This window comes from Bacillus cereus group sp. BfR-BA-01330 (assembly GCF_022663885.1).
Taxonomy (GTDB): domain Bacteria; phylum Bacillota; class Bacilli; order Bacillales; family Bacillaceae_G; genus Bacillus_A; species Bacillus_A cereus.
Map to the genome: position 1 here is coordinate 384,028 of NZ_JAKUGK010000007.1, position 21,514 is coordinate 405,541.

Here is a 21,514-nt window from a genome sequence, read left to right on the forward strand (position 1 = left end):
TGTGGACAGTGAAGCTCTTGCTTATTAAAATTTCATTTTAATAATTTTGAATTACATAAAAGAAAAAAGTAGGAGAATATCTCCTACTTTTTTTACGCTGTTCCAATCTGATCTTGATCTGCCACATCAGAATCAAATGTATTCGTTGCACTAACACCGTTAAACGTATTCACGACAAACCCAACATTGGAAGCTCCAGATCCGTTATAGGCTTTCGTGTTTTCTTTCGGAGATACGTTATAAAAATCTCCTAAGTTGAAAGAGCCGTTACTGTTTTGCACGACGAGATTTCCTACAACTGAAGGCATACCATCCACCTACTTTACTAAGCTTTTTAATTACTATATGAATTATTGTGCGGAAGGTTCATCCGTAATATATTGGCGGATTTGTATAATACGAGAGTTATTAAAACCATAATCAACATTTCCAATTTGAAAGCAACCAGAATTTAAAAGTGTCCGCAATTCAACGTTATTCACTTCAATAAAAGGGCATTCATTTACAATATTTAATTTTACATCTGTCGTTCGTTTTGGAATTGTAATGTGTTCATCTGTAAAGATTTCAAAAGCATCAAAGCGACCTTCTCCCCGTATATAAAAAGGAATTTCACGGTGGACGGCAATAGCTCTACTTTTTAATTCCATTTGGTTTGCATCTCCAACTTGAAATACGGCAGTAATCCCTAAAGAAATAATAGAAACATTTTGGACAATGGACACATGATGCAACATAATTTTTCAGTCTCCTTAACCTGGAGTAGGAGGGACATCTGTTACTAATGGTACAAATGGACCCTCTGTAACTGTTTCAAATGGTGTATCGAGAATAGAAGATAGAATGAGGAGATTTGCATCTCCAATTAAAAAGAGTGCGGACGACGATACACCGTTCATTTTAATCTGTCCGACTTTTAACTCACGGTTTACAACGTTAAGGTTCATACATACTTACTCCTTTCGAAAATTTCCCGGTATGTGCTGAATAAAGGAGAGAAAGGCTTTGTCAATATCTTGTTTCATTGCCTGAATAATGATATCTCGTAAATAATCTGGATCTGTTGAAATACCTTCATATGATTGCGCTTGTGATAAATAATAAGGGAGTCGATGCTCCATCTGTTTTTTTATGTCATCCACCATCATTTGTCGATACATTTCATCAAGCGGTGTTCTCTCTTCTTGTTCAAAATGGAGAATACGATTATATGCTTCTTCATCTAAGTATCGATGCATTTCTTGGAGGATACCTTGATAAAAGTCTGGGTTTGTTTCGGTTTCAGGGTTTACCTTCAATGTTTCTGTATCCACTTGAAAATCTTCAATTTGTTGTCCTTTTGCTGAAAATGGGTTTAAACCAATATTTAAAGTACCATTTAAATTTTCGACTTTTAATTGATCGAATTTGTATTCCACTTTTCCTACAGAAGAGGAGGGGCGATTTTTTAATTCGTTAAGCTCTTCTTGGAGTTGGCGCACTTGATCTTCTAAATTCAAGATGGCTGCTTGTTGTGTTTGAAGAGCTTGTTGAAGTTGGTGTAAGTAAGTATATATATCTTGATTCATTTGTGAAACCTCCTTTTCAATAGGGAGGGTAAAAATATTCCTGCTATATATTTATGACAAGGATGTCTTAAGAAGAACTAGTTGATGGTTTGATAGAAATAATTTGTCCTTTCGCCTGTAATGGGCGAAGCGGCTCCGTAAATCCGCCCGTATTTGAAAATTTAGATAGGGCTTTAATACTTCCGGCAGTACCAATTTGGAACACAGAAGAGGTTGTAATGCTATCAATTTTAATACTGTTGATGATGATACTTTGGTTTACATAAAAATTCAATGCAATTGCCTCCTTTAAGTTGAGCCAATTATCGCTTGATCGATTACATCTGAATCGTTGACAGTCGTTGCACTTTGATAATTGTAGACAGAAACATTATCTCCAACGTTGAAAGAGCCGGCCCCGGCGAAAGCACGTGAGTAACTAATAGGCCTAATCGCAAATACATCTCCAATATGAAAAATACCACTTGATCCAATATTGACGATACGAATATGTCCGACCATAGCTGGCATACAAAACACCCTTCGTTTTTAAAATTTTCTTTTCTACTATTGTATGGGCGTTTCCAATAAAATGTGTATTTTTTTGAAATAAAAGAAACACACGCATTATTGCGTGTGTGTTTTGAATGTTTGATTAGGGTGTAAATCCGTATGTACATGACAAATTACATTTAAGAGCCTGTCCAGTTCTTGGCTACAATCCACTGTTTTTTGAGAAGTCATTCCATAGCGTTCAGCAAAATAAATCATTTTTTCACGTTTTTTTTCAATCGCTTGCTCAAACATTGAAATCGGCTCCATCTCTAAATGAAATTTTTAGTATATATGTAGTACATATTATACAAAAACTTCATAAAAAAGAAATGCATTCGCTAAAAAAAGTAAAATTTCTACATTTTATGCCAAATGATAAAGGGGTAACGAATAGGGGATGAGAAGAATATTGTAAAAATTAGCGTGCATGAGAAGGTTTTTTTCTTGCGGATGCGAATACAATTAAAGGGTATGAGTTTTAGGATGGAGAGTGGAAATATTGCGTTTTGTAACGGCGAAGAAAGAAGAAAAGGTATTTGTAGGTATTGTAGATGAAGAAGAAGAAAAGGTATTACACTTAAGAGAAGCGCAAAGACAAAAAGGGGAAAAGGTTACAATCCCTATTACAATGTTAGAGTGTATTGAAAGAGGGACTGAATGCTTTGAGAAAGTATGTGAAATTGTAAATTGGGCAAAAGAGAACGGGGAAGCGGCGTATTATCCGTTAACAGAGGTGAAAATATTAGCGCCGATTCCAAGGCCAAGAAAGAATATTTTGTGCGTTGGAAAAAACTATCGTGAGCATGTGGTAGAAATGGGCGGAGTAGAGTCTATTCCAGAAAATATAATGATCTTTACGAAAGCACCAACAACAGTTATTGGCATAAATGAGCAAATTAATGGTCACCCTCATGCAACGGACGAACTAGATTACGAAGGAGAATTAGCTATCATTATTGGTAAGCGAGGGAAGCAAATAAAAAAAGAAAAAGCGCTTGAGCATGTTTTTGGTTATACGATTATAAATGATGTAACAGCTCGAGACATTCAAAGAAAACATAAACAGTTTTTCCTTGGGAAAAGCTTCGATACATTTTGTCCGATGGGACCGTATTTAATTCATAAATCGGTGGTTAATGCGCCGAATGCATTACACATTGAAACGGTAGTAAATGGAGAAGTAAGGCAAACTTCTAACACAAATAAAATGATTTTTTCAATAGAAGAAATTATTTCAACGATAAGTAAAGGAATGACTTTAGAACCAGGCGATATTATCGCAACAGGAACGCCGGCTGGTGTCGGAAAAGGTTTTACACCACCGAAGTTTTTACATGCTGGTGATGAAGTGGTCATTACAGTAGAAGGAATTGGTACTTTACGAAATGTAGTGAAATAAAGAAAAGAGCTATCTTGTTAAAAGATAGCTCTTTTTTATGGCCTTGGGTTATAGAGGTAATCGATAACGGCAAAAGTGTAAAGACCAATGAATGCAAGTGTACAAATGCCAAATAGTATAACCGTAAGTGCGCTTTTTTCTCGTCCAAAACCAATGATAGTAAGAATAACAGCAGTCCAAAATGATGCTTTCAGTAGTGTGAGTGTAGTAGGAGTTGAGTAATGAAGCCATGTTGTGGAAAGTAGGAAACCAAAGAATGTAACTAAAATAAAAGCTGTAGCTAAATAGTTAATATGTTTACCATATCTTAATAGCATGTCGCACCTCCTTTACGATTTTAAAATACAGAAAATTACAATTTCATCTTAATATAAATGAATATGAAAAGAAAGAGGTTGTCCCAACATGTCGGACAACCTCTCTATCATTACGATAATACAGCTTTAATTTTTTTGAATGCCCACTCTAAATCTTCTTCAGAGATTACTAGAGGTGGTGCGATACGAATTACATTTTCGTGTGTTTCTTTACATAATAGACCAGCTGCTTTTAGTTGTTCACAGTAAGGACGAGCTGGCTCGTTTAATTCGATACCGATGAATAAACCTTTACCACGAACTTCAGTGATCATTGGGTTATCAATCTCTTTTAATTGCCCAACTAATTTTTCACCTAATTGAAGAGAACGCTCTGTTAATTTTTCTTCTTCTAACACTTCAAGAGCCGCGATAGAAACAGCACATGCAAGTGGATTACCACCGAATGTAGAACCGTGAGAACCTGGCTCAAATACACCTAAAATGTCGCGGTTTGCTGCTACGCAAGAGATTGGGAACACACCGCCGCCAAGTGCTTTACCAAGTATGTACATGTCAGGAGTTACATTGTCCCAGTCACAAGCAAATACTTTACCAGTACGGCCTAAGCCAGTTTGGATTTCATCTGCTACAAATAAAACGTTTTCTTTTTTACATACTTCAAAAGCTTCTTTTAAGTAACCAGCTGGTGGGATATTAATTCCTGCTTCACCTTGAATTGGCTCTAAAATGAATGCTGCTGTGTTTGGTGTAATTGCGGCTTTTAATGCTTCTAAATCACCGTAAGGAATTACAACGATGCCAGGAAGCATTGGACCGAATCCACGCTTGTACTCTTCATTTGAAGACATGGAAACAGAACCCATTGTACGTCCGTGGAAGTTATCTTCACAAACGATGATTTCAGCACGGTTTGCTTCCACTTTCTTCACATCATAAGCCCAGCGACGAACTGTTTTAATTGCAGTTTCAACAGCTTCAGCACCTGTATTCATTGGAAGTACCATTTCTTTATTAGTTAGTTTCGCAACTTTTTCGTACCAAGGACCTAATTGATCGCTATGGAAAGCACGAGAAGTTAACGTAACACGATTAGCTTGGTCAATTAAAGCGTTAATAATTTTCGGGTGACGATGACCTTGGTTTACTGCAGAATATGCACTTAATAAGTCCATATAGCGGTTTCCTTCAGGATCTTCTACCCAAACACCTTCTGCTTTAGAAATAACGATTGGAAGTGGGTGATAGTTATTTGCTCCGTATGTGTCTGTAAGTTCGATAATATCCTTAGTTTGAATCATGATTGTTCCCCCTTTTGTTATTACAAGAAGTTTGTAAATACTCTAAATATTATATCATTTAAATGTAAAAAAGCGAAACATTTCCTGAAAATAAATGAACATGTTATCATATAGAGTGAAAAAGTGTGAAAAGAGGAGGTAAGGGATACGATGGTACATATGCATATTACAGCATGGGCGTTAGGTTTAATTTTATTCTTCGTTGCGTATTCACTTTATTCAGCAGGAAGAAAAGGGAAAGGTGTACATATGGGGCTTCGCCTAATGTATATCATTATTATTGTGACAGGCTTCATGTTGTACATGAGTATTGTGAAGACAGCAACAGGTAGCATGCACATGTGGTATGGCTTAAAAATGTTGGCTGGTATTTTAGTTATCGGTGGAATGGAAATGGTTCTTGTGAAAATGAGCAAAAACAAACCAACAGGGGCGGTTTGGGGCTTATTTATTGTTGCGCTAGTAGCAGTATTTTACCTTGGGCTGAAATTACCGATTGGCTGGAAAGTATTCTAATAAAAAATAAAGCCACCTTATGATCTCAAAGACTTGGGAGATTATAAGGTGGTTTTTTACTTTATCCCGTAAACATCAGATTGGTGAAGGCTAATAATCAGTGGACTCCCCCACTGATTAAAGTTTCACTTTATGTCGCATCGATATGCAACTCTTCTCCATTTACTTTCGTAAAACGGAACATATTTTTATTTGACGTAGTGTGACGGACGAAATGGTGCTGCAGTGTACAGATCATTTCTTCGTTATCAAACAAAAGAATATTTACTCCTTCGCGTGACTCCTCTTGCGGTAAGAAAGATAAATAATTATGACAATACATGCAATCATATAAAGAGTAGTGAAGTGATTGCAATGATTCGGTTAATAATGTGAAGACAGAGTCAGGTAATTCCTCCAGCCATTCATTATAGCTAAGAAGTAACTTTTTTCGAATACGTATCATTTCACCATTTTGCAAATGGTGTTGCTCGTTGGCGATTTGTAATACATCTTGTTCATAGAAACGGGCTGGTAGCCAATTGTTATTATACAAAATTTCAAACCCATCTTCGGCAATATCTTCTAATAAAAACGCTTCATCATTTTCATCATCAAAGAATACCCACTCATTGTTTATATATTCTACATTACCGACTGTATGAGCACGGGGCTGATTATATAAAATATGTTTACGTTGTATCATACACGATTTCTCCTTTATGAAAAGTAGTTATTCCTGTTATAGACAGTTCGTGCATTCTTTATAACTAGACACATATAGACATAGGTGGGCATACAATAAAACACGTTTTACTGAGTGAAAATGCTATTCCATATGTGGATAGTAGGTTATCGTCAAGTTTTTCATTTTTTTGATCCGCACTCTTAGGGTGGGGATTACTGCACGTTCAAGAAAAGAAATAAGATGGAAGGATGATTTATATGTGCGGGATTACAGGATGGGTGGATTATAAACGCTCATTAGAAGGAGAAAGAGATGTCGTTACGAAGATGGCTGAGACGTTAGCGAAACGGGGGCCGGATGATAATAAAGTTTGGATTAAAGGAAATGTCGCATTTGGGCATAAGCGGTTAATCGTTGTGGATCCTGAGGGCGGTAAACAGCCGATGACTTGTTTAAAAGGTGAAACGAATTACGCCATTTGCTATAACGGTGAACTTTATAACACAGAAGACATTCGAAAGGAATTATTAAGAAGAGGATATACGTTCAAAGGTCATTCTGATACAGAAGTATTATTAGCTTCTTATATTGAATGGAAAGAAGAATGTGTCGATCATTTAAACGGTATATATGCGTTTGCAGTATGGGACGAACAGAAAGAACAAGTATTTATTGCGAGAGATCGATTAGGTGTAAAGCCACTTTTTTATAAATATGATAGCGGACGCTTACTATTTGGTTCGGAGTTAAAAGCGATATTGTCGCATCCAGATGTGAAGGCGGAAGTAACGTTAGAAGGATTATCAGAAATATTCGGGCTCGGACCGTCAAGAACGCCTGGCCACGGTATTTATGCTGGCATAAAAGAATTGCGTCCAGGTCATGCAATGACATTTTCAAAGAACGGTTTATGTATATGGAGATATTGGAATGTAGAAAGTAAAAAACATGAAGACTCTTTTGAAGAAACAGTAGAGAAAACGCGCTTTTTATTACAAGATGCGATTACAAGACAGCTTGTTTCTGATGTACCACTATGTACTTTTTTATCGGGTGGTGTAGATTCGAGCGCTATTACAGCTATTGCAGCGAAAGAATATGAGAGATCAGGAAAAGGGCAATTACACACGTATTCTATTGATTACGAAGATAATGACAAATACTTTAAAGCGAATGCATTCCAGCCAAATTCAGATGCTCCGTTTATTAATTTAATGACTGAGACATTTCAAACAACCCATCATCGCTGCGTCATTTCGAATGAAAAATTAGCAGAGTATTTAACTGAAGCAGTACTCGTTCGTGATTTGCCTGGTATGGCAGATATCGATTCGTCATTATTATGGTTTTGCCGAGAAATTAAACAAGATTTTGTCGTTGGCTTATCTGGAGAATGTGCAGATGAAATATTTGGTGGATATCCGTGGTTTTATAGAGAAGATGATTTACAATCGAGTGCATTTCCGTGGATGCGTTCTACAGAGGCACGTGAACAACTTCTAAAAAAAGAATGGAGAAATAAATTAAATTTACAACAATATGTACAAAGGCGCTATGAAGAGTCGATTCAAGAAGTTCCTATTTTAGAGGGGGAAAGTCCGCTAGAAGCAAAAAGACGCCAATTATTTTATTTAAATATGGTATGGTTTATGACAACATTATTAGACAGAAAAGACCGCATGAGTATGGGAGCGAGCTTAGAAGTACGTGTTCCATTTGCAGATCATCGTCTTGTCGAATATGCGTGGAATATTCCTTGGGAAATGAAAATGTATAAAAACCGCGAAAAAGGTCTATTACGTAAAGCGTTAGAAGGTGTACTTCCACATGACATCTTATATAGAAAGAAGAGTCCTTATCCGAAAACGCACAATCCGCACTATACAAAAGCAGTAACAGTATGGCTTCAAAATCTATTAACGGATAAAGGTTCAATTTTACACGAACTGTTTGATAAAGAGCAGTTGAGCGGATTGATTCAGTCTGGCGGCAGTGCATTTCAAACACCATGGTTTGGTCAATTGATGACTGGGCCACAGCTTTTAGCTCATTTAGCACAAATTCATGTTTGGTTTAAAGAATATGGGGTAAATATTAAGGAATAAGGGAAAAGCGGCTTACAATTATGTAAGTCGCTTTTTATTAAAGAAATTGTCATATAAAATTCAAAATCACCTTATAAATAATACTTAATTAGAATTATTATTTTGACGTACTTATTATTACTTGTTATAATTGGAAACAAATGTTCTGAAAAAGATTCTCATTTATAAAATTGAGGTGTTAGATAGATGACAAAGAAAAGAATAGGTTTACTCGTAATGGCGTATGGAACACCAGAATCATTAGACGATGTAGAGGCATATTATACACATATCCGTCACGGGCGTACGCCATCAGAAGAAGCGCTTGAAGATTTAATTGGGCGCTATAAAGCGATTGGTGGAATTTCACCGCTTGCAAAAATTACGAAAGAACAGGCGCATAAATTAACAGATTCAATGAATAACATATTTACAGAGTATGAATTTACTTGTTACTTAGGTTTAAAACATATTGCACCATTTATAGAAGATGCTGTAGAAGAAATGAAGCGTGATGGGATCGAGCAAGCGATTAGTATCGTATTAGCGCCGCATTACTCTACATTTAGCATTAAAGCGTATAATGACCGTGCTATTCGTCTTTCAAAAGAAATCGGTGGTCCTGTTATTGAACCAATTGAACAATGGTATGATGAACCGAAATTTATTTCGTATTGGGCAGACCAAATAAAAGAGACGTTTACAGAAATTGATAATAAAGAGAAAGCAGTCGTAATTTTTTCAGCGCATAGTTTGCCGGAAAAAATTATTGCAGCAGGAGACCCTTATGTAGAACAACTAAAGCATACGGCAGATTTAATTGCAGAAGCTGCAAATATTCAAAACTATACAATCGGTTGGCAAAGTGCTGGGAATACTCCAGATCCGTGGATTGGTCCAGATGTGCAAGATTTAACGAAAGATTTATATGAAGAGCATGGGTACGAATCTTTCATATATTGCCCAGTTGGTTTTGTAGCGGAGCATTTAGAAGTTTTATATGACAACGATTATGAATGTAAAGTTGTAACTGATGAATTAAATGCCAAATATTTTAGACCAAATATGCCGAATGCACAATCAGCATTTATCGACTGTTTGGCTGAAATTGTTTCCAAAAAAGTGAAGGAAATAGTTGACAAAGATTTAGTTTTGAATAATAATTAATTTATAATAATTTTAAATAAATAATAATTACTACGAAATAAAGAGGAGGATCCCCCTAGATGAATCCAAATAATCGCTTAACAACAAACCAAGGTGCTCCAGTTGGAGACAACCAAAATTCTCGTACAGCCGGTCGTCGTGGACCAGTATTATTAGAAGACTATCATTTAGTAGAAAAACTTGCGCACTTTGATCGTGAACGTATTCCGGAGCGTGTTGTGCATGCACGTGGTGCAGGTGCTCACGGTGTATTCGTAACGAAAAATAGTATGAAGCAATATACGAAAGCTGCATTTTTGCAAAATGAAGGAACTGAAACGCCTGTATTTGTTCGTTTTTCAACGGTTATTCATGGTCAAGGTTCTCCTGAAACAGCACGTGACCCACGTGGGTTCGCTGTTAAATTTTATACAGAAGAAGGAAACTACGATATCGTAGGTAATCATTTACCAGTTTTCTTCATTCGTGATGCAATTAAATTCCCAGATATGGTACATTCCTTAAAACCAGCACCTGATACGAATATTCAAACGCCAGATCGTTATTGGGATTTCATGACGTTAAGTCCAGAATCTACACATATGATGACATGGGTATTTTCTGATTACGGTACACCAGCAAGCTATCGTGAAATGGAGGGTTTCGGCGTCCATTCATTTAAATGGATTAATGAAGAAGGTAAAATTGTTTATATAAAATACCACTGGAAACCACAGCAAGGTGTACGTAACCTAAATGCGAAAGAAGTGCAAGAAGTACAAGGGAAAGACTTCAATCATGCAACTCGTGACTTGTTCGATGCAATCGAAAAAGGAAATCACCCAAAATGGGATTTACACGTACAAGTTATGCAATTAGATGAAATGGACTCTTTAGACTTTGATCCACTAGATCCAACGAAAGTATGGCCAGAAGATCGCTTCCCATTAATGGAAGTAGGGACAATGACGTTAAATCGTAATCCGAAAAACTTCTTTGCAGAAGTAGAACAAGTAGCGTTCTCTCCAAGTGCAACTGTAAATGGTATTGAGCCATCGGAAGATAAATTATTACAAGGTCGTTTATTCTCTTACCCAGATACACAACGTTATCGTCTTGGTGCAAATTACTTACAAATCCCTGTAAACTGCCCATACGCAGCTGTTCATAATCAACAACGTGATGGTGCGATGCAAGTGAATCAAAACCCATCTACAATCAACTACGAACCGAGCCGTCATGCAGAGAATCCAGTTGAAGACCCAGCTTACCGCGATTCAACTATGAAAGTAGAAGGCTATGTATCTCGTGAAAAAATTGACAAACCAAATGACTTCAAACAAGCAGGTGAGCGTTACCGTTCATTCTCTAAAGAAGAGCAAGATAACTTAATTGCAAACTTAACAAATGACTTGAAAGACGTAAATGAACGCACGAAATTACTAGCTGTTTGTAACTTCTTCCGTGCAGATCAAGAATACGGTATGCGTTTAGCGCAGGCATTAAATGTTGATATTACGCAATATGTAGGAAATGCTCCGAAATAAATCGGAAAAGACGACTGTTATGAAACGGTCGTCTTTTTTATGTGTAAAGTTACACGCGGGTATTCTTCAGTTTCGTTATGTCGGAATTTGTTGGTAAATCGATATCTTGTGTCGAAACGTTGATATATTGAAAGGAACAATCGATATATTTGAAAAATCGTTGATATATCCAAAAAACCGTTAATATATTTCCAGTTATACTAGGTGGGGTATGTTGCCCGGTGCGCAAAAAAGAGATGCAATCTATTACTAATAGATTGCATCTCTTTTTTAGTTCACTCGCTCAGTATACTCATAAGCTTTCTCCCCATGCATCGAAATATCAAGTCCCATATGTTCCTCGTGCTCATCTACCCGGACAGGGAGGAAGAAGTTGATTGCTTTAATAATGGCATACGTCATTATAATTGTGAACGCATATGTTGCGCCGATCGCTACAAGTTGTTTCAACAGCAGCGAGGCGTTTCCGTAAAATAATCCGTTAGCGCCATCGCCGTTTACGGCAGTAGTTGCAAATAATCCTGTCGCAATACCGCCCCAAGTTCCACCGATGCCGTGACATCCGAATGCATCGAGTGTATCGTCGTATCCGAATTTTGTTTTTAAGAAAAAGACCGCTCCGAAGCATAATACGCCGCCAATTGCTCCGATAAGAAGAGCTGAGAAAGGTGTAACGAACCCGCAAGCTGGTGTAATAGCGACTAGACCGGAAACGGCGCCACAAGCAGCTCCCATCGCAGTCGGTTTTGATTGGAAGAACCACTCTGAAAGCATCCAAGTTAATGCTGAGGCAGCAGCGGCTATATTTGTATTAATAAATGCATTTAAAGCTACGTCGTTTAAGGATAATGCGCTGCCGACGTTAAAACCGAACCAGCCAAACCATAATAAGCCTGCGCCTAACATTGTAAATGGCAAATGGTGAGGAGAAGAACCATTTATGTTTTTTCGTTTTCCGAGGAAAATAGCTAATACAAGACCAGCAACTCCGGAAGTGATGTGAACGACGTTTCCGCCAGCGAAGTCTAGTGCACCAAGTTCCCTTAGCCACCCGCCGACGCCCCATACCCAATGAGCGACAGGATTGTAAACAATCGTTGTCCATAAAAGGATAAAAATAAGAAAGGCAGAAAATCGCATTCTTTCAGCAAATGCACCTGAAATTAAAGCTGGAGTTAAAATGGCGAACATGAGTTGAAACATCATGAATAAATTGTGAGGAATAGTAGATGAGTAGTCTGGATTTGGTGCGTAGGTAACTCCGTTTAGACCGAACCAATCAAGTGTACCGATAAGCCCGTGCCAATCTGGTCCGAATGATAAAGAATAGCCGATAACAATCCATTGAATCGAAACGATAGCCATTGCACTATAACTATGCATCGTTGTACTGAGTACATTTTTGCTGCGAACCATACCTCCATAAAAAAGTGCCAATCCTGGTGTCATCAACATGACCATTACTGTCGTCACAAACATAAAAACTGTATCTCCCATATTCATGAGCTCTCCTCCTATAATGTTAGAAAAAATAACATCATTTTGTTATGTTTCATATCATATTCGAAAAAGAACTAAAAATCAACTAAAAATTCAGAAAAATATATACATGATGTTAGAAAATATAACATAGATTATTTTGTGAGGATTGAAATCGACATATGCGTTTCTCTCGGATAATTGGTATAATATTCTTACAATTAAAAACTTGGGGGATGCGTGTGGGAAAAATACGGACTAGGAAACTATTCATTTGTTTTTGCTTAGCTTTTGTTTTGTTTGTACCAATACATACTTTTGCAGACGAAAAAAGAGAGTGGAAAGATGAAGTTATATACTCCATTATGATTGATCGCTTCAATAATGGAGAACCGAAAAATGACAAACAATTAGAAGTTGGTAATTTAGAAGGGTATCAAGGCGGGGATATAAGAGGAATTATAAAAAGGTTGGATTACATAAAAGAAATGGGTTTTACTACCGTTATGCTTTCGCCGCTTTTTGAAAGTGGAAAGTACGATGGATTAGACGTGCGAAATTTTAAAAAGGTAAATGAACATTTCGGGACAGACAATGATGTGAAAGAACTTGTAAAAGAAGCTCATGCAAAAGGAATGAAAGTTGTATTTCAATTTCCGCTTGGAGAAAACGAACGACAGGTAATTGACGCAATGAAATGGTGGATAAAAGAAGTTGATTTAGACGGAAGTTATGTTATACATAGTGAAAAAAAGCCGCGTTCCTTTTGGGATAACGCGCAAAAAGATATGCAAGTGATAAAGAAAGATTTTCGTATTATGACAAAGGAGGATAGCGAATACAACGAAAAAATCGTAGAATCGTTTTCCGAAGCGGATGTATCGGTGAAATCGTTATACGATGTGAGTAAAAAAGAAGGGCAATTTGTTACGTTTTTAGATGATCAAGAAACAAAAAGATATGCGCGTATTGCAAAAGAAAATATGTATTATCCGCCATCACGTTTAAAACTGGCGCTTACTTATTTGTTAACATCACCTGGGATTCCGAATTTTTATTACGGAACGGAAATTGCATTAGATGGAGGAAGTGTACCCGATAATAGACGATTAATGGATTTTAAGTCAGACGAAAAATTTATGCAGCACATAACAAAACTAGGTGAACTTAGGCAGGCGAGACCGTCTTTACGACGCGGTACGTTTGAGCTTCTGTATGATAAGAGCGGGATGAGCATACTAAAACGAAAATATAAAGATGAAGTAACTTTAGTAGCAATTAATAATACGAAAGAAACACAAAAAGTCTCCTTACCTGCAAGTGCAATTGGTGAAAAACAAGAGTTAAGAGGATTGTTACAGGATGAAATTATAAGAGAGGAAAACGGAAAGTTTTATCTCGTTTTAAAACGTGAAGAATCAAATGTGTATAAAGTTAACGGAGAAACAGGTGTGAATTGGTTATTTATCTCCTTAATCGTTGGTGTGAATGTATTATTTATTGCGTTTCTAATTGCAGTTAAAAGGAAGCGTAGATGAGATGAGAAATTACTCGCTCTATGTTCATGTCTTCTTATTGTATTTGTAAGTTTGTTCGGTGGGGCAATAGTGTTATTCTGTTGATATGAAATTTCTTAAGAGAAACGACGTGAGAATGAAAACGTCCCTAGTGAGAGGAGGGCTAGGTTAGGAAGAGGATTTTCTTCCTAACCTGTTTTTTGTGTTAGCACCGATAGGGAAGAATCTTTGAAGCAATCAATAATTGCAACTATATTAATTTTACATTACATTAAAAGTTAGAGAATACTCTTATACTAATACAGTGCTAAATAGTAGGTGGGAAAATGGAGTTTTACGATTTGGGTATTACCATTAAAGAGCTTAGAATTAAAAAAAATATATCACAATCCGAATTATGTCATGGAATATGTTCGCAAAGTCAAATTAGCAAAATAGAAAAAGGTGTGATTTATCCATCTAGTATATTGTTATATCAATTATCAGAAAGACTTGGTATTGACCCAAATAATATATTTGCATTAACTCAAAACAAAAAATTAAAATATGTAGAAAATGTAAAATGCGTAATAAAAGATTGCTTAAAGCAAAAACAATACAAAGAACTTTATGAAATAGTGAAAAAAGAGAAAAACGAAAATAACTTCCAATCAACAGAAGATAAACAATTTTTAATATGGCATGAAGCGATTGCTATATTTATGGTGGATAAATCAATAAAAACTGCTTTAGATTTTTTAAATAATGCATTAAAATTAACTGTAACTAATTCTGATTTTTTATCAGAAAGAGAAATAGATATTATGCAGACAATTGCTATATTCCATGGGGAAAATAAAGAATATGAAAAAAGTATTAATATATTAAGAAGGTGTTTAACTAATTTTAATAAGTTAGATTTTCCTAGAGATAAAGAAATTAAATTGAAAATTATTTTTAATTTAGCAAAAATTTTAGGTCATGCAAATCAACATGAAGAGGCAGTAAAATACAATGATATGGGTATCAAACTAGCTATTAATCTAAATACTTTATATTTACTAGGTGAATTATACTATGGAAAAGCTTGGAATTTATTGAAACTTAAACAACCTAATGAAGAAGATGTTGCAAATAACATGAAAAAAGCATTATTTATATTCGAACTAACAGAAAAAGAAAATCTGATAAAAATGGTTAAAGAAAAATATTTTGAAAACCAAACTGAAAAAAGTCACTCATAATTCATTTGGAAATCACTTGAAATATAATAAAACCTACAGGGGAAATCTCTGTAGGTTTTATACTTATAAACTTGCTTCTAAAATATTAGTGCTTAATATAAATTTTTGAATAAGAGTTTACTTAGCGCTTTAGCGTACTTTTTTATTTTGAAGCCTGCATCTTTATTAAAGATGTATGCTTCTTTTTAAATCCATCCGAATATTATTGGTTCAAGTCGGAGGAAGGTACTTTGGGGTGTCTTTTCTTTAGATCTTTATCATTAACTATTTAATGTTTTTTAAATGATTACATGACATATTTTTTTTGTACCAAGCTTTGTTGATACAGTTAGATTTATCCGTTAGTGTATTCGTATTATTAGAACATCCTACAGTATTTAGGGAGAATGTGGCTAATAAAAACCATAATATTAATTTCTTCAAAAAACCACTTCTAACTCTTTTTTAATTAACATTTTTTAGATCCTTACTAATTTTACATTACATTAAAGGTTGGGAAATATTCTTATACTCATAAATTGTTACGTTTTGGCGGGGAGAGGAATTATGAGTTACAGCGATTTTTAAGATGACTTTGGCCCAGGATGTGGTTATTAAGAAAAGTAATTCAAATTGAAGGGGAAACGTCTTAAGGCATATTTTTCTTATTTTCAATAAGGTCTGCTAAATACATGTATAAAACAAATTCTATAATAAGGCCTAGTTTAATCATGCGCTCACTTGTAAAGTATTCGTATGGTTAGACTCTGTTCACTTAGTGATTTTCACCGCATACACCATTTTTCTATGGTTTGTTCTCGGAATATTGTCTCTACAAAACAAAAAACTCCTCTAATTAAGAGGAGTTTTCTTTTTAGCGGTAGTTAATGAACTGTACGTCGATTGGTAAATCAGCGCTACGAACAGCTGCGATTACTGCTTGTAAGTCATCACGGCTTTTCGCTGTAACACGTACTTGATCATCTTGTACTTGTGTTTTTACTTTTAATTTCATTTCTTTAATGATGTTGTTAATTTTTTTAGCGTTATCTTTATCGATACCTTGTTGAAGTGTTGCGCGTTGGCGAACAGTGTTGCCAGTTGCAGCTTCAACTTTTCCGTAATCTAAGTTCTTAATTGGAACGTTACGTTTTACAAGTTTAGAGATAAGAACGTCTTTTACTTGCTCTAATTTAAACTCGTCATCAGAAGTTAAAACAAGTACTTCTTTTTCTAATTTAATATCACTTTTACTTCCTTTAAAGTCATATCGGTTTTGTATTTCTTTTAATGCGATATTAATTGCGTTTGTTACTTCAGGTAATTCTACTTTCGAAACGATGTCAAAAGAGCTATCTTTTGCCATAGTTAGCACCTCCAAATAAATTTCTAATCTTGTTATGTACTGTACATACTAAAGTATAGCTGAAAACGAGTCTAGACTTAAGTGTTTTCGTACTTATATTCATGTAACCTTATTTTATTATAGTGAATTTTGGGCAGTTGGACAAATACAGGAAAAATCATGTTATAATTAACTTTTGTTTGGAATGATAAAAAAGATAATTTTATATATATAGAAGGGAATTAAAAAATATGTATTTGCAAATAGGATCGATTGAACAGGTAACTGTTTTACGCGAAACGGAAATCGGATATATGGTTGGGAATGAAGAAGAGGAAATTTTCCTACATAAAAACGAAGTAGCTGGAGAAATTGAAGAAGGCGATACGATTGATGTATTCTTATACCTTGATCACCAAAATCGTATTTCAGCAACAATGAAGGAACCGATTATTACAACTTATGATTGGAACTGGGTAAAGGTTGTAGAAGTTATTCCTAGTTTAGGTGTGTTTGTTGATATTGGTGTGTCAAAAGATATACTAATTCCAGCTGATGAGTTCCCGATTTATATGCCAGTATGGCCAGAAGTAGGCGACGAATTATATTGTACGTTAAAATTAACGAATCGTGATCGTTTAATTGCTCTTCCGGCAAGAGACAGTGATATGCAAGAAATTATCGTAGATGCAACGCCATCTATGCGTAATAAAAACGTAAATGGACGTGTATATCGTTCGCTTCAAGTAGGTTCATTCGTTTTAACAGATGAACATTTCCGTGCTTTCTTACACCATACAGAAAGAAAAGAACAAGTCCGCATCGGTCAGCGTGTAACAGGCCGTATTATTGACGTAAAAGATGACGGTACAATTAACATTTCACTTCTTCCTCGTAAAGAAGAAGGAATGGAAGACGATGCTGCAGTAATTTATGCATATATGGAAGAACGAGGCGGAGCAATGCCGTTTTGGGATAAGAGCCATCCAGAAGATATTAAAGAACGCTTTAACATGAGTAAAGCTGCATTTAAGCGCGCACTTGGTAAGTTGATGAAAGAAGAAAAGGTTTACCAAGAAGAAGGTTGGACTTACTTTAAGAAATAAAGTAAATGAAAAAAGAACTATTCTTTCTCTGAATTTTTAAGAGAAGGGATAGTTCTTTTTATTTTTAATAATGTATTCGCTCTATAAGGTAGATATTGTGAAAGAAGTAGGCAGGATGGAAACTAAAGTTATAGAAGAGGTATGTTATAAAGTTTTAAAAATATATGGTTAATTATTATATAGTTTTTTAAGTGAGATTTTGATTGTAGTATTTCTTATGTGATTCATTAAAAAGGCTAAAAGAATATAAGAGATTTATCGCAGTGTTTGTACTGCCTATCCTGCTATTTGCCGGGCAGTAAGATCATCACTGATTAAAGTTTCATTTTATGTATAAAATTGTGATAGCTTTTACACTGTGTTTTGAATTTTTACAAGGCTGACAGTATTAAAAATATAAAATAATTAGGATGATTATATGCATATTTGGACACTAACAAATTGGCGGAAATATTATAATCTAGAAGAGAAGAGTCATCGCATGGGACTACGAGTAAAATTCGATAAAGATGTTGATCCTGAAGTGAGAAGAGCTATTAAAGAGTTTTGTAAATGGTTACGACAAGAGTATTATTTCCCTATTAGAGTACCGATATATGTGAAATCTGCATGTAAAATTAAAGCGATGGATGGAGAGCTAGTCTATGGAACTTTCTTTGAGCCATTTAATCGAAATGATGAGCCATATATTCGTATTTCAACAGGTGATTATTATGAAATGTTAAAAAAAATGGAAAAGATGATGCATTAGGATATTATCTGGTTACTATTGCTCATGAGCTGACCCATTATTTCCAATGGATTAATGATATTAATTTAACTAAAATTGGATATGAAAGGCAAGCTACTACCTATTCGGGATATATTATTGATGAATATAAAGAAACGAGAGAACACCCTTAATGTTTAAATTGAGAAAAAGGCACTCAGCGGAATCAATGATTGGAAGTACGATGATAGTAAGTAGGGACATAACTTTATGTCCTTACTTACTTATATAGGACGAGATAAATCAACTTGTTGCCTTAATGAGCAAAGGTGAAAAGAACGTAAACGGACAAGTAACCCGTTATACGAAACAGAAGGAAACGGAAAAGTCCTTCGTCAGTACGTTTACAACAAAGACGGTGTCCGCCTAGCAATGACCGACAAAGATGGACAAATAGTCGCAAGCTATGAATATGACGCATGGGGTAACGTCTTAAAGAGCGAAGCAAAAGGAATCGCAGCAGACAATCCGTTTGGATATGCAGGATACATGTATGATAAAGAAATTGGCATGTATTACTTGATTGCGAGATACTATAATCCGGAGCATGGTGTGTTTTTATCGGTGGATCCTGATCCGGGTGATGAAGATGATCCTGTGACGCAGAATGGGTATACGTATGGTGATAATAATCCAGTGATGATGGTGGATCCAGATGGGCATTGGGTGTGGTTTGCAGTAAATGCTGGTTTTGCAGCTTATGATGGCTATAAAGCTTATAAATCAGGAAAGGGTTGGAAAGGGGTAGCAAAAGCTGCAGCTATAGGCGCAATTGGCGGAGGAAAATTAAAACTAACAAAAACAATTACAAAACCGGTTTATTTTACAAAGTTATTAGGAAAAAATGCAAGAGCGCATAAATCAAGAATTAATACGGATTTGCCAGGTGGAAAAGCTGTTGCAAAAAGTATTTTTAGACATTATACAAAAGGGCAAAAGGTGATAAATCATAGAAAAGGAAATTCAGTTAGAAGACATACTAAAGACAATCGAATTCAAATTAGAATGGTAAAACGTAAAGATGGCACGTGGAAAGTTAATTTAGATATTAAAAGAAAAAGAATATACGAAGATATTCATTTTTAAGTATATAATACTGAAATTTTAATTAGGAGTGAAGAAGATTGATAGGAATGCCACATTATATAGTTCCGGTGCAAGTTCATCCAAAAGCTATAGATGCTTTAATGAAAGAAGCGGAGATCAAGATATTAAGTTTAACACCTATAATGCAAAAAGATGATAATACTATAATCAGTTCAGAAATAGCCATTCAACTAAAAGATAATTTATATTTAAATGTTTCTGTTGCTAGGTCAGAGATGAAATTTGAAGATGAAGTAGAGCACCTTCAGGTAATAGTGGAAAGAAATGTTCCCAATATAACCGATGGAAATCCTAAAAATATACTAGTTTTCGAAAAGTTTTTGAGGATAAGGGGAAATGTTCAGTGTGAACTATTAGTGGAAGAAGAAAAATATACAGATTTATCTTCAAAGAAAGTACTCTATACTTCCGAATGTGGAACAGGTATATTATTAAAAAATGATGAGGAAACTGTCTTAATAACTTGTAATGAATTTTGTACAATTTTAGTAACAAAAGATCAAGAAATAATTAATGATATATTAAATAAGCGTTATAATTTTACTAGATTAAAAGGATGAAATGAAAAATAAGGGAATGTAAATAAATCTGTACTATTTGTAAAGGACATATATTTAACAAAGGAATCCAGTTTGTCAAGTTTGGAAATAAATCGTTAATGTTTCGGGATGCATTTTTTATTTTAAATAATTCATTTTTTCATTAGCATTATAAAATAAAGAAAAAATTAGAAATAGTGATGGAAGATTAAAAAGCACGATCTTATTTTTAAATAAGGTCGTGCTTCCTTTTAATTCTCCTGCTCACGCGTAAGAGTAAACGTATCTTTCAAATCACTATCATTTATTTTAATATTTGCCTTTTTTAATTCCTCTTGTAACAATTTTTTGCTGAATACAGGATCAGCAGTACGTTCTTCCTCTAAGTTTTTGCGAATAGAGTCTTTCACTTCATCATAAGGCTTTAAAGCTTTTTTATCAGTTAATTTAATAACGTGATAACCGTTTGATGATTTTACGGGATTGCTAATTTGTCCAACATTTAGTTTGTAGGCAGCGGTTTCGAATTCAGGAGCCATTGTACCTGAATTGAAGTATCCAAGGTCTCCGCCTTTATCTTTTGATAGCAGATCTTGTGATTCTTGTTTTGCTAATTCTTCAAATGAAGCACCAGCATCTAGTTTACTCTTTATTTCTTTCGCTTCATTTTCGTCACTTACTAAAATGTGACTCGCTTTAATTTCTGGCTTATAGTGGTCTTTTACGTCTTTTTCTGTAATGCTTTTCTTAATCGCTTCATTCATAGCAAGTTTGAACTTAATTTGATTTTTGAAATCCTCTTCATCTTTTAAACCATAATTTTCTAATACTTTTTTGAATTGATCTCCATATTGTTTTTTTACTTTTTCTACTTCTTTATTTACCTCTTCATCAGGTACTTTATATTTTTTTGTGATGACGTCTTGTGCCATCATTTCGTATAGCATGTCTTTTCCGTAACGATCTTTCAATTGTTTTTCGAAGTTATCCTTTGTAATGGTGGAGTCTGTTGCTGTAGCGACTGTAGCTGAGCCATTCTTTTGTCCGCAAGCAGATAGCATCAATATACTTATTAGTGCAGTAATAATGAAAATATGTTTCCCTCTCATGCCAACACCTCATCCGAATATGTTATCGCTATTGTAGAATATAGAAGTGAACATGAAGTGAATTTTTAATGTTTTTTCCTTTAAAATGTAAAAAAGTACATCAACATAATTGTTGATGTACGATGGAATCAAAGGTGATCGGTCTTTTTAGAGTATGCACGTTTACCTTGCTGAATATTTTTTTGCTCTTGCTCATTTTTTTGTGTGCGTTTTGCGTTATTATCGCGTGCTTTTTTGTCGTTATCACTCGTATGTGGCATAT

Annotated in this window: 25 protein-coding genes; 11 read left to right on the forward strand and 14 right to left on the reverse strand. The window is 35.1% G+C overall.

Going from position 1 to position 21,514, the window contains the following annotated elements; translation table 11 throughout:
- Positions 1–92: 92 nt before the first annotated feature.
- From gerPF to MR112_RS21610, 7 genes are all read right to left on the reverse strand, one after another.
- A complete protein-coding gene (gene gerPF / locus MR112_RS21580) occupies positions 93–308 on the reverse strand; it encodes a spore germination protein GerPF (protein WP_001141566.1) in 216 nt (71 codons plus the stop codon).
- Positions 309–350: 42 nt separating this feature from the next.
- Positions 351–737 (reverse strand): spore germination protein GerPE, encoded by a 387-nt coding sequence (locus MR112_RS21585; protein ID WP_000902324.1) that lies wholly within the window; start codon positions 735–737, stop codon positions 351–353.
- 15 nt (positions 738–752) lie between these two features.
- Complete coding sequence (gene gerPD, locus MR112_RS21590) at positions 753–947, reverse strand: spore germination protein GerPD (protein WP_001052807.1); 195 nt, start codon at positions 945–947, stop codon at positions 753–755.
- 6 nt (positions 948–953) lie between these two features.
- Positions 954–1,568, reverse strand: a complete 615-nt coding sequence (gerPC, locus tag MR112_RS21595; protein WP_001070760.1) for a spore germination protein GerPC — start codon at positions 1,566–1,568, stop codon at positions 954–956.
- A gap of 67 nt (positions 1,569–1,635) precedes the next feature.
- Positions 1,636–1,842, reverse strand: a complete 207-nt coding sequence (gene gerPB, locus MR112_RS21600; protein ID WP_001012508.1) for a spore germination protein GerPB — start codon at positions 1,840–1,842, stop codon at positions 1,636–1,638.
- A gap of 14 nt (positions 1,843–1,856) precedes the next feature.
- Positions 1,857–2,078 carry a spore germination protein GerPA gene (gene gerPA / locus MR112_RS21605; protein WP_001111187.1) on the reverse strand — a complete coding sequence of 74 codons (222 nt, stop codon included), beginning with the start codon at positions 2,076–2,078 and terminating at the stop codon, positions 1,857–1,859.
- A gap of 96 nt (positions 2,079–2,174) precedes the next feature.
- Positions 2,175–2,354: an aspartyl-phosphate phosphatase Spo0E family protein gene (locus MR112_RS21610; protein ID WP_000462841.1), complete on the reverse strand. Its 180-nt coding sequence runs from the start codon at positions 2,352–2,354 to the stop codon at positions 2,175–2,177.
- Positions 2,355–2,601: 247 nt separating this feature from the next.
- Here MR112_RS21610 and MR112_RS21615 point away from each other — a divergent pair, with 247 nt between their 5' ends.
- The gene (locus tag MR112_RS21615; protein WP_242245287.1) at positions 2,602–3,501 is read left to right on the forward strand and encodes a fumarylacetoacetate hydrolase family protein; all 900 of its coding nucleotides are present in this window, start codon (positions 2,602–2,604) and stop codon (positions 3,499–3,501) included.
- 35 nt (positions 3,502–3,536) lie between these two features.
- Here the strand turns inward: MR112_RS21615 and MR112_RS21620 are convergent, their stop codons facing one another.
- Both MR112_RS21620 and rocD read right to left on the reverse strand, forming a co-directional pair.
- Positions 3,537–3,818, reverse strand: coding sequence for a hypothetical protein (locus MR112_RS21620; protein WP_000926857.1), 282 nt, complete (start codon positions 3,816–3,818; stop codon positions 3,537–3,539).
- Between the two features lie 110 nt (positions 3,819–3,928).
- On the reverse strand, positions 3,929–5,119 hold the full coding sequence (rocD, locus tag MR112_RS21625; protein ID WP_226369032.1) for an ornithine aminotransferase: 1,191 nt from the start codon (positions 5,117–5,119) through the stop codon (positions 3,929–3,931).
- Between the two features lie 150 nt (positions 5,120–5,269).
- Here rocD and MR112_RS21630 point away from each other — a divergent pair, with 150 nt between their 5' ends.
- Entirely contained in the window at positions 5,270–5,635 is a 366-nt protein-coding gene (locus MR112_RS21630) for a YisL family protein (protein ID WP_000233494.1), read from the forward strand.
- A 130-nt stretch (positions 5,636–5,765) separates the two neighbouring features.
- Here MR112_RS21630 and MR112_RS21635 read toward each other — a convergent pair whose 3' ends face one another.
- Positions 5,766–6,320: a DUF2777 domain-containing protein gene (locus MR112_RS21635; protein ID WP_000616046.1), complete on the reverse strand. Its 555-nt coding sequence runs from the start codon at positions 6,318–6,320 to the stop codon at positions 5,766–5,768.
- A 239-nt stretch (positions 6,321–6,559) separates the two neighbouring features.
- Here MR112_RS21635 and asnB point away from each other — a divergent pair, with 239 nt between their 5' ends.
- From asnB to katB, 3 genes are all read left to right on the forward strand, one after another.
- Entirely contained in the window at positions 6,560–8,407 is a 1,848-nt protein-coding gene (gene asnB / locus MR112_RS21640; protein WP_025687429.1) for an asparagine synthase (glutamine-hydrolyzing), read from the forward strand.
- Between the two features lie 186 nt (positions 8,408–8,593).
- The gene (gene hemH / locus MR112_RS21645; protein WP_078385730.1) at positions 8,594–9,553 is read left to right on the forward strand and encodes a ferrochelatase; all 960 of its coding nucleotides are present in this window, start codon (positions 8,594–8,596) and stop codon (positions 9,551–9,553) included.
- A gap of 59 nt (positions 9,554–9,612) precedes the next feature.
- A complete protein-coding gene (katB, locus tag MR112_RS21650; RefSeq protein ID WP_025687695.1) occupies positions 9,613–11,079 on the forward strand; it encodes a catalase KatB in 1,467 nt (488 codons plus the stop codon).
- Between the two features lie 270 nt (positions 11,080–11,349).
- On the opposite strand, the gene MR112_RS21655 is transcribed toward katB, so the two are convergent.
- Positions 11,350–12,582 (reverse strand): ammonium transporter, encoded by a 1,233-nt coding sequence (locus tag MR112_RS21655; protein WP_086404542.1) that lies wholly within the window; start codon positions 12,580–12,582, stop codon positions 11,350–11,352.
- Between the two features lie 158 nt (positions 12,583–12,740).
- On the opposite strand from MR112_RS21655, the gene MR112_RS21660 reads away from it, so the two are divergent.
- Complete coding sequence (locus MR112_RS21660) at positions 12,741–14,096, forward strand: alpha-amylase family glycosyl hydrolase (protein WP_226369034.1); 1,356 nt, start codon at positions 12,741–12,743, stop codon at positions 14,094–14,096.
- Positions 14,097–14,401: 305 nt separating this feature from the next.
- Positions 14,402–15,298, forward strand: coding sequence for a helix-turn-helix domain-containing protein (locus tag MR112_RS21665; RefSeq protein ID WP_000397889.1), 897 nt, complete (start codon positions 14,402–14,404; stop codon positions 15,296–15,298).
- 853 nt (positions 15,299–16,151) lie between these two features.
- On the opposite strand, the gene MR112_RS21670 is transcribed toward MR112_RS21665, so the two are convergent.
- Positions 16,152–16,643, reverse strand: a complete 492-nt coding sequence (locus MR112_RS21670) for a YajQ family cyclic di-GMP-binding protein (RefSeq protein WP_001040149.1) — start codon at positions 16,641–16,643, stop codon at positions 16,152–16,154.
- A 230-nt stretch (positions 16,644–16,873) separates the two neighbouring features.
- On the opposite strand from MR112_RS21670, the gene MR112_RS21675 reads away from it, so the two are divergent.
- The 4 genes from MR112_RS21675 (at position 16,874) to MR112_RS21690 (ending at position 20,164) form a co-directional block, all read left to right on the forward strand.
- Positions 16,874–17,728, forward strand: a complete 855-nt coding sequence (locus MR112_RS21675) for a CvfB family protein (RefSeq protein WP_000281262.1) — start codon at positions 16,874–16,876, stop codon at positions 17,726–17,728.
- A gap of 418 nt (positions 17,729–18,146) precedes the next feature.
- A complete protein-coding gene (locus MR112_RS21680) occupies positions 18,147–18,479 on the forward strand; it encodes a hypothetical protein (RefSeq protein WP_080465869.1) in 333 nt (110 codons plus the stop codon).
- A gap of 390 nt (positions 18,480–18,869) precedes the next feature.
- Positions 18,870–19,583, forward strand: coding sequence for an RHS repeat-associated core domain-containing protein (locus MR112_RS21685; protein ID WP_226369035.1), 714 nt, complete (start codon positions 18,870–18,872; stop codon positions 19,581–19,583).
- A 47-nt stretch (positions 19,584–19,630) separates the two neighbouring features.
- On the forward strand, positions 19,631–20,164 hold the full coding sequence (locus MR112_RS21690; RefSeq protein ID WP_002197523.1) for a hypothetical protein: 534 nt from the start codon (positions 19,631–19,633) through the stop codon (positions 20,162–20,164).
- A gap of 230 nt (positions 20,165–20,394) precedes the next feature.
- On the opposite strand, the gene prsA is transcribed toward MR112_RS21690, so the two are convergent.
- Both prsA and MR112_RS21700 read right to left on the reverse strand, forming a co-directional pair.
- Positions 20,395–21,252, reverse strand: coding sequence for a peptidylprolyl isomerase PrsA (gene prsA, locus MR112_RS21695; protein WP_001214212.1), 858 nt, complete (start codon positions 21,250–21,252; stop codon positions 20,395–20,397).
- Between the two features lie 128 nt (positions 21,253–21,380).
- Positions 21,381–21,512, reverse strand: coding sequence for a DUF3941 domain-containing protein (locus MR112_RS21700; protein ID WP_001120851.1), 132 nt, complete (start codon positions 21,510–21,512; stop codon positions 21,381–21,383).
- Positions 21,513–21,514 lie beyond the last annotated feature (2 nt).

Bases quoted from the DNA above. Each gene is read 5' to 3' on its own strand.
- MR112_RS21685 (WP_226369035.1), top strand. From the start codon at position 18,870: ATGACCGACAAAGATGGACAAATAGTCGCAAGCTATGAATATGACGCA.
- MR112_RS21690 (WP_002197523.1), top strand. From the start codon at position 19,631: ATGCCACATTATATAGTTCCGGTGCAAGTTCATCCAAAAGCTATAGAT.
- MR112_RS21620 (WP_000926857.1), bottom strand. From the start codon at position 3,818: ATGCTATTAAGATATGGTAAACATATTAACTATTTAGCTACAGCTTTT.
- MR112_RS21665 (WP_000397889.1), top strand. From the start codon at position 14,402: ATGGAGTTTTACGATTTGGGTATTACCATTAAAGAGCTTAGAATTAAA.
- MR112_RS21680 (WP_080465869.1), top strand. From the start codon at position 18,147: ATGCATATTTGGACACTAACAAATTGGCGGAAATATTATAATCTAGAA.
- gerPA (WP_001111187.1), bottom strand. From the start codon at position 2,078: ATGCCAGCTATGGTCGGACATATTCGTATCGTCAATATTGGATCAAGT.
- MR112_RS21635 (WP_000616046.1), bottom strand. From the start codon at position 6,320: ATGATACAACGTAAACATATTTTATATAATCAGCCCCGTGCTCATACA.
- asnB (WP_025687429.1), top strand. From the start codon at position 6,560: ATGTGCGGGATTACAGGATGGGTGGATTATAAACGCTCATTAGAAGGA.
- MR112_RS21660 (WP_226369034.1), top strand. From the start codon at position 12,741: ATGCGTTTCTCTCGGATAATTGGTATAATATTCTTACAATTAAAAACT.
- prsA (WP_001214212.1), bottom strand. From the start codon at position 21,252: ATGAGAGGGAAACATATTTTCATTATTACTGCACTAATAAGTATATTG.
- gerPF (WP_001141566.1), bottom strand. From the start codon at position 308: ATGCCTTCAGTTGTAGGAAATCTCGTCGTGCAAAACAGTAACGGCTCT.
- hemH (WP_078385730.1), top strand. From the start codon at position 8,594: ATGACAAAGAAAAGAATAGGTTTACTCGTAATGGCGTATGGAACACCA.
- MR112_RS21585 (WP_000902324.1), bottom strand. From the start codon at position 737: ATGTTGCATCATGTGTCCATTGTCCAAAATGTTTCTATTATTTCTTTA.
- gerPC (WP_001070760.1), bottom strand. From the start codon at position 1,568: ATGAATCAAGATATATATACTTACTTACACCAACTTCAACAAGCTCTT.
- katB (WP_025687695.1), top strand. From the start codon at position 9,613: ATGAATCCAAATAATCGCTTAACAACAAACCAAGGTGCTCCAGTTGGA.
- gerPD (WP_001052807.1), bottom strand. From the start codon at position 947: ATGAACCTTAACGTTGTAAACCGTGAGTTAAAAGTCGGACAGATTAAA.
- rocD (WP_226369032.1), bottom strand. From the start codon at position 5,119: ATGATTCAAACTAAGGATATTATCGAACTTACAGACACATACGGAGCA.
- MR112_RS21670 (WP_001040149.1), bottom strand. From the start codon at position 16,643: ATGGCAAAAGATAGCTCTTTTGACATCGTTTCGAAAGTAGAATTACCT.
- MR112_RS21630 (WP_000233494.1), top strand. From the start codon at position 5,270: ATGGTACATATGCATATTACAGCATGGGCGTTAGGTTTAATTTTATTC.
- MR112_RS21655 (WP_086404542.1), bottom strand. From the start codon at position 12,582: ATGAATATGGGAGATACAGTTTTTATGTTTGTGACGACAGTAATGGTC.
- MR112_RS21675 (WP_000281262.1), top strand. From the start codon at position 16,874: ATGTATTTGCAAATAGGATCGATTGAACAGGTAACTGTTTTACGCGAA.
- MR112_RS21610 (WP_000462841.1), bottom strand. From the start codon at position 2,354: ATGTTTGAGCAAGCGATTGAAAAAAAACGTGAAAAAATGATTTATTTT.
- MR112_RS21700 (WP_001120851.1), bottom strand. From the start codon at position 21,512: ATGCCACATACGAGTGATAACGACAAAAAAGCACGCGATAATAACGCA.